We start from the raw sequence: 5,477 nt of genomic DNA on the forward strand, positions 1-5,477 counted from the left end.
ACTACGTGCCGTCGCTTGGGCACCGGTACCGCTGGCCAGGGCGTCACGCGCACTGGCCACCGCACCCGTACCACTGGCCGAGGAATCCCGACCCGTGGCGCTGGAATCCGTGCCCGTGGCAATGGCGTTCCGGCCCGTGGCATTGGCGCGCACACCCGAAGCCTGGCTGTTGATGCCCGTGGCGTTCGAATTTGTGCCGCTGGCCATCGTGTTGATGCCCACCGCATTGGCGTTCGTGCCGCTGGCAGAGGCGTTCAACCCGTACGCGCCTGCCCCAGTACCGCTGGCCATCGCATTGAGCCCAATGGCTTCGGAGTCCGTCCCACTGGCCATCGCGTTGATGCCCACTGCATTGGCGTTCGTACCACTGGCAGAGGAATTCAGACCCCAGGCGTTGCTGTCCTGGCCCATGGCCATGCTGCCCGGCCCCGTGGCCGACGAATCCGTACCAACGGCAACACTGTTGGAGCCATTGGCCGAGGCCCCGTCGCCCATGGCTGTTGCGCTCATACCAGTGGCATGAGCCCCTGTACCAGCGGCAAACGCATTCTCACCGTTAGTCGTAGCCCCCGTGCCCACCGCATTGCTGTTGACACCATTAGCAATAGCGTGATCACCGATCGCATTGCTGCCTTCGCCATGCGCCTCTGCGCCATCGCCAATCGCCGTACTTTTATCATCGACCGCCAATGATCTCGTACCAATGGCGATACTTTGATCTCCCTGGGCACGTGCGTATCTGCCCATGGCGTTGCTTTCCACGCCACTGGCAAGAGCCTCATTACCGACAGCAACAGCGTCTTGATTGGATGCATGGGAATTGATCCCCATCGCAACGCCATTAGTATTCGTTGCCTTGGCACCAAAACCGACTGCCGTACCATGAGCACCGCTGGACTCCGCGTCTTTCCCTATTGCCACACTCTCTGAGCCACTGGCACTGGCGCCTTGGCCAATCGCACTACTGCTGACACCAGTGGCCTCAGCTTTATGGCCTATTGCGGTGCTGTCAGCACCAGTCGCTTCGGCTTCATGGCCTATTGCCGTGCTATCGGCACCAGAGGCCAGCGAAAATGTACCTGCCGCAATACTGTCATTACCCTGCGCTCTCGCATACCGGCCCATCGCACTGCTACGCTCACCGCTCGCAATCGCCTCATTACCGACAGCAACAGCGTCTTGATTGGATGCATGGGAATTGATCCCCATCGCAACGCTGTTAACGTTCGTGGCCCTCGCCCCATCACCAATGGCCGCCGCACTTTTAGCCGTTGCCTGGGCGCCGGTGCCGGCAGCGAAAGCATTGTCGCCATCCGCCGTGGCCCCGGTGCCTACGGCACTGCTATTGTCGCCAGTGGCATTGGCCCCATCGCCGATCGCATTACTGCCATCGCTATACGCCTTTGCATCTTTACCTATGGCGTTACTACGATCACCCATGGCGCTGGCGCCATCGCCTACCGCATTGCTGCTTTCGCCCTTGGCATGGGAAAGATAGCCTGACGCGGTGCTGTAATCGCCCTCGGCATGCGCTAACTGACCGGTTGCGGAACTGCTGTCGCCCTGGGCATGGGCATCCCGGCCAGTAGCGGTGCTGTTATCGCCTTCTGCGTGCGCGCCGGCACCGACGGCCGTAGCGTACAAGCCATTGCTTGCATCAGCGTCCTGCCCCACGGCCACACTGCCGACGCTGGTATTGACCGTAGCACCTTGCCCCATGGCCACGCTGCCAGCACTTGCGTCGGCATTGGCTTCTTGGCCTACGGCCACACTACCGGCACTCAAATTAGAACTGGCCTGTTGACCAATAGCTACGCTATTGACACTGGCATTGACGCTCGATTCCTGGCCGATGGCCATACTGCCGGCACTGAGAGCGGCATCGGCTTCTTGACCGATGGCAATACTGTTCGCGCTTACGCTGGCATTGGCTTCTTGGCCGATGGCGATGCTGTTCGTGCTTACGCTGGCATCGGCATCTTGGCCAATAGCCATGCTGCTGATACTAAGAGTGGTGGTTGCCGAGTCTCCTACACTAATGCTGTACTGGCTAAGGTCTGAATGTGCATTTTCCCCAATGGCAATACTGTTTGTACTCAAAAAAGCGGAAGCACCGGTACCTTCGACGATATTCGCCGCCCCCGCTGGCCCAACCGCCAGCCCGGCCCCCGCGAGCACGGCGCCCGCAACTGCAAGGCGTGTGCGGGACGAGCGGGAAGCCCCCGTCTTTTTCCCGCGTGCGCTGGTGAGCTCTGAGACGACAACAAAGTTGCCGATCTCACTATCCCATATCGTCTTGTAAATTTTGTTCATTCCTTTTTCCCCGTAAAGAAACAAGTTACTTCAAGCTCACCGATACACAGGCACGTGTATTGAACCAAGCAAGTTGCCGCATCGAGGGCCGCGCTGCTTTTATATGACTGCGACCCTGGATGACTGCAACAAAAAGCAGACTGCAAACCAGCTGCAGGCTACTGGATTACGATCCGTAAGGAAGATAGCATGTTTTACATTTGACCCAAGTCAGGTTCCCCCCCTGTTCGGGGGGAGTTGTGCGGGTAATCCTGACGGGTCTTGCAAGAACTGTAGGCAAAGCACGACAGAAGTGTCTAAAAACACCCGCTGCCTGCTACCTGATGCGCAGACCGTGCTCAAGCATGCCCGAGCACGGTCTGTGCTGTTTCAGGCCCTTTCCCCTATCTCGTTACTCATTTATAAGCATAATAATACTTGTATCCGGCGCCGTAGCCAATCCGGTTGCGCTTCACCGCGTTGAACAAGATGCCTTTCACCGGTTCGGCCACGCCCGAATGGCGCAGTTTGGCCAGGGCGTCCACCAGCTCTGCGGGGGTCGACAGCTCAGCCCGCGCCACAATGAACGCGGCCGTGGTGTGCTGCAAGATGGCCAGGGTATCGGCCACAGGCAAAATGGGCGGGGTGTCCAGCACGACCAGGTCGAACTGTTCTTCCAGCTGCCTCATCAGCTCGCCAAAGCGGGGCGACAACAACAGCTCGCCCGGGTTCGGGGGCGTCAGGCCGGCGGGCAGCACGGTCAGGCCGGCTTCGGATTCGTGCAGCAGCACCTGGCCCAGCGCGTGGTCGCCAGACAAAATGCCCGACAGGCCGGGCGCCTTGCGGGCATAGCTGAAGTAGGCCGCCAGGCGCGGGCGGCGCAGGTCGCAGTCCACGATCACGACGCGCTTGCCGGTGGTGGCCAGCAAGGTGGCGAAGTTGGCCGAAATAAAGCTCTTGCCCACGCCGCTGGTGGCGCCGGTGATGGCGATCACCTTGCCGGGCGCGCCCATGAGCGCGAAACTCAGGCCGGTGCGCAGCGAGCGCAGGCTTTCGATGGCGGGGTCGTGCGGGGCCTGCAGGGCCAGCAGCTGGGTGCCGTGGCTGGCCTGCGCATCGGGCCCGCGCACGCCGTGGCCGCGGCGCTCGGCATGCGTCAACCGCAGCTGGGCGTCGGATTCGGGGATGCTGACGTAGGTGCTCAGGCCGGTGGGGCCTTCCAGCTGTTCGGCGCGCTGGACGGCAGGGCGCAGGAAATACGCCAGGAAGGCGGCCAGAATGCCCAAAAACAGGCCCAGCGCAGCCGAAATGGCCACCACCAGCGTCTTTTGCGGCTTCACCGGCTGCTCGCTGGGCACGGCGTAGTCGATGATGCGCACGTTGCCGATCATCCCGGCTTCAGCCACGCGCAGTTCCTGGGCGTTGTTCAGCAGCGACACGTACAGCGAGGTGTTCACGCGCGCATCGCGCTCGAAGGGCAGCAGTTCGCGCTGGGCCTTGGGCAGGTGGTCGATCTCGCCCTCGAGCTTCTTGGCGACCTCGTCGATGGCGGCCATCTGCTTGTCCAGGTTCTTCACGTCCGGGTGCTGCGGGGTGAAGCGCTGCAGCAGCTCGTCGCGCTTCAGGCGCAGCTCGAGGCGCCGGTTTTCCATCTGCACCGCGCGGTTCAGCAGGATCTCGGTCTCTTTGTCCACCGCGATGGTATTGCTGCTGGTGCGGAACATGGACAGCGCGTCCTCGGCCGCGTCCATCTGGCGCTTCAGGTCCGGCAGCTGCGTTTCCAGGAACCTCAGGCTGCTGCGCGCCTCGGCCGTGCGGCGCTCGACGTTCTGCTCAAGGTAGGCCTGGGCCACGGCGTTGACGATGGACACCGCAAACGCATCGCTGGGATCCTGGTACTGCAGGCGGATGATGCTGCTGTTCTTGCCGACTTCCTGGATGTCCAGGCCGCTGGACAGGCTCTTGTACTGGCGCAGCGGCGAGCGCTCCATGAACGAGAAGCGGGTGCCGATGCGCGCGCGCAGCTCGGCCACGGCCAGCACGCCCTGCTGGCCGCCCACGTGAAACTCGGTGCGATCGCCCACGCGCCCGTGGCCCAGCACGTTGTCGTCCTCATCCAGGATGTCGAACTCGACATCGCCGGTGGCCACCAGAAAGAACGTGGCGCCCCAGTGCTCGGGCGGCACGTCGAGCAGGGCAAAGCTCAGGTGCTCGCCCCCCCAGGGGTAGCTGCCCATCCCCCACACGGGGGGCGCCAGCTCGTTGGGGTGCTGTTCGGCGTTGCGGCGCGCCAGCCAGCGGCCGAGCAGCGGGAAATAGCCCTCGACCTGCACCTGCATGTTGGCCTGGGTCTTCTTGATGGCCGTCATCAGCACTTCACGCGAGCGCAGGATCTCGAGCTCGGTGCTCACCGGGCTTTGCTCGAAGCCCAGGCTGTCGGATAAAGCCGTCAGCCCGCCCAGGCCCGCGCTCTTGCGGTTTTCGACCTGGATCAGGACATCGGCCTGGTAGATGGGGGTGGCCAGCAGGGCGTAGACCATACCGGCCAGCAGCACCCCCGCAAAAATGCCCACCACCAGCCAACGGCGCTGCATCAGCACATTGAAGAGCTCGCCCAGGTTGATTTCGTCATCATCGTCCATGGGACGGCGGGCCACCCGGGCCTCTTCGGTGGTTTTTTCAGTCATGTGGGTACAACGTCTCGGCAGCCGGTCCGGCCAGGAATACGAGGTCAGGGGGATGGCGCGATCCCGTCGGCGCCCGGCCCCCCACCCAGGGAAGCGTCATCCGCCCCGCTGCGCGCGGGGCCGGTGGCGCCGTCATCAGCGGGCGATGGCGCGGGCCGTGTTCACGCCGCTGAGCGAGGGCAGCATCTGGTTGATCACGCGCGCCCAGCGGGTGACGGCGGCGGCATCCACGAAGACCACGTCGCGCGCGTGCAGCCGGAAGCCATCGGCCAGCACCAGGGCCGCCGGGTTGCTGGCGTTCAGGTGCCAGACCTGCGGGCGCCCGTTCTCGCCGGCGCGCATCACGTAGACCTGGCTGCCGTTCGAGGTGGACGGATTCAGGCCGCCCGCGTCGCTGATCGCCTCGGACAGGCTGTAGTCGCCATAGGGCAGCAGCACGGACTGCGGCTTCTCGACCTCGCCCAGCACGAAGACCTTGTTGTAGCGCGTCTCGGGCAC

General features: G+C 63.2%; 3 protein-coding genes. All 3 read right to left on the reverse strand.

The genetic code is table 11. From position 1 onward, the window contains the following. On the reverse strand, nt 1-2,313 hold a 2,313-nt coding region (locus tag WCZ84_RS13525), incomplete at its 3' end, for an ESPR-type extended signal peptide-containing protein (protein ID WP_372686803.1). Between the two features lie 395 nt (nt 2,314-2,708). After that, entirely contained in the window at nt 2,709-4,979 is a 2,271-nt protein-coding gene (locus tag WCZ84_RS13530) for a polysaccharide biosynthesis tyrosine autokinase (protein ID WP_372686804.1), read from the reverse strand. Between the two features lie 135 nt (nt 4,980-5,114). Then, nucleotides 5,115-5,477: SLBB domain-containing protein (locus WCZ84_RS13535; RefSeq protein ID WP_372686805.1), on the reverse strand; the 363-nt coding region annotated here is incomplete at its 5' end.

The organism is Castellaniella sp. (assembly GCF_041675725.1).
In the GTDB taxonomy this organism is placed as follows: domain Bacteria; phylum Pseudomonadota; class Gammaproteobacteria; order Burkholderiales; family Burkholderiaceae_B; genus Castellaniella.

Bases quoted from the DNA above. Each gene is read 5' to 3' on its own strand.
- WCZ84_RS13530 (WP_372686804.1), bottom strand. From the start codon at position 4,979: ATGACTGAAAAAACCACCGAAGAGGCCCGGGTGGCCCGCCGTCCCATG.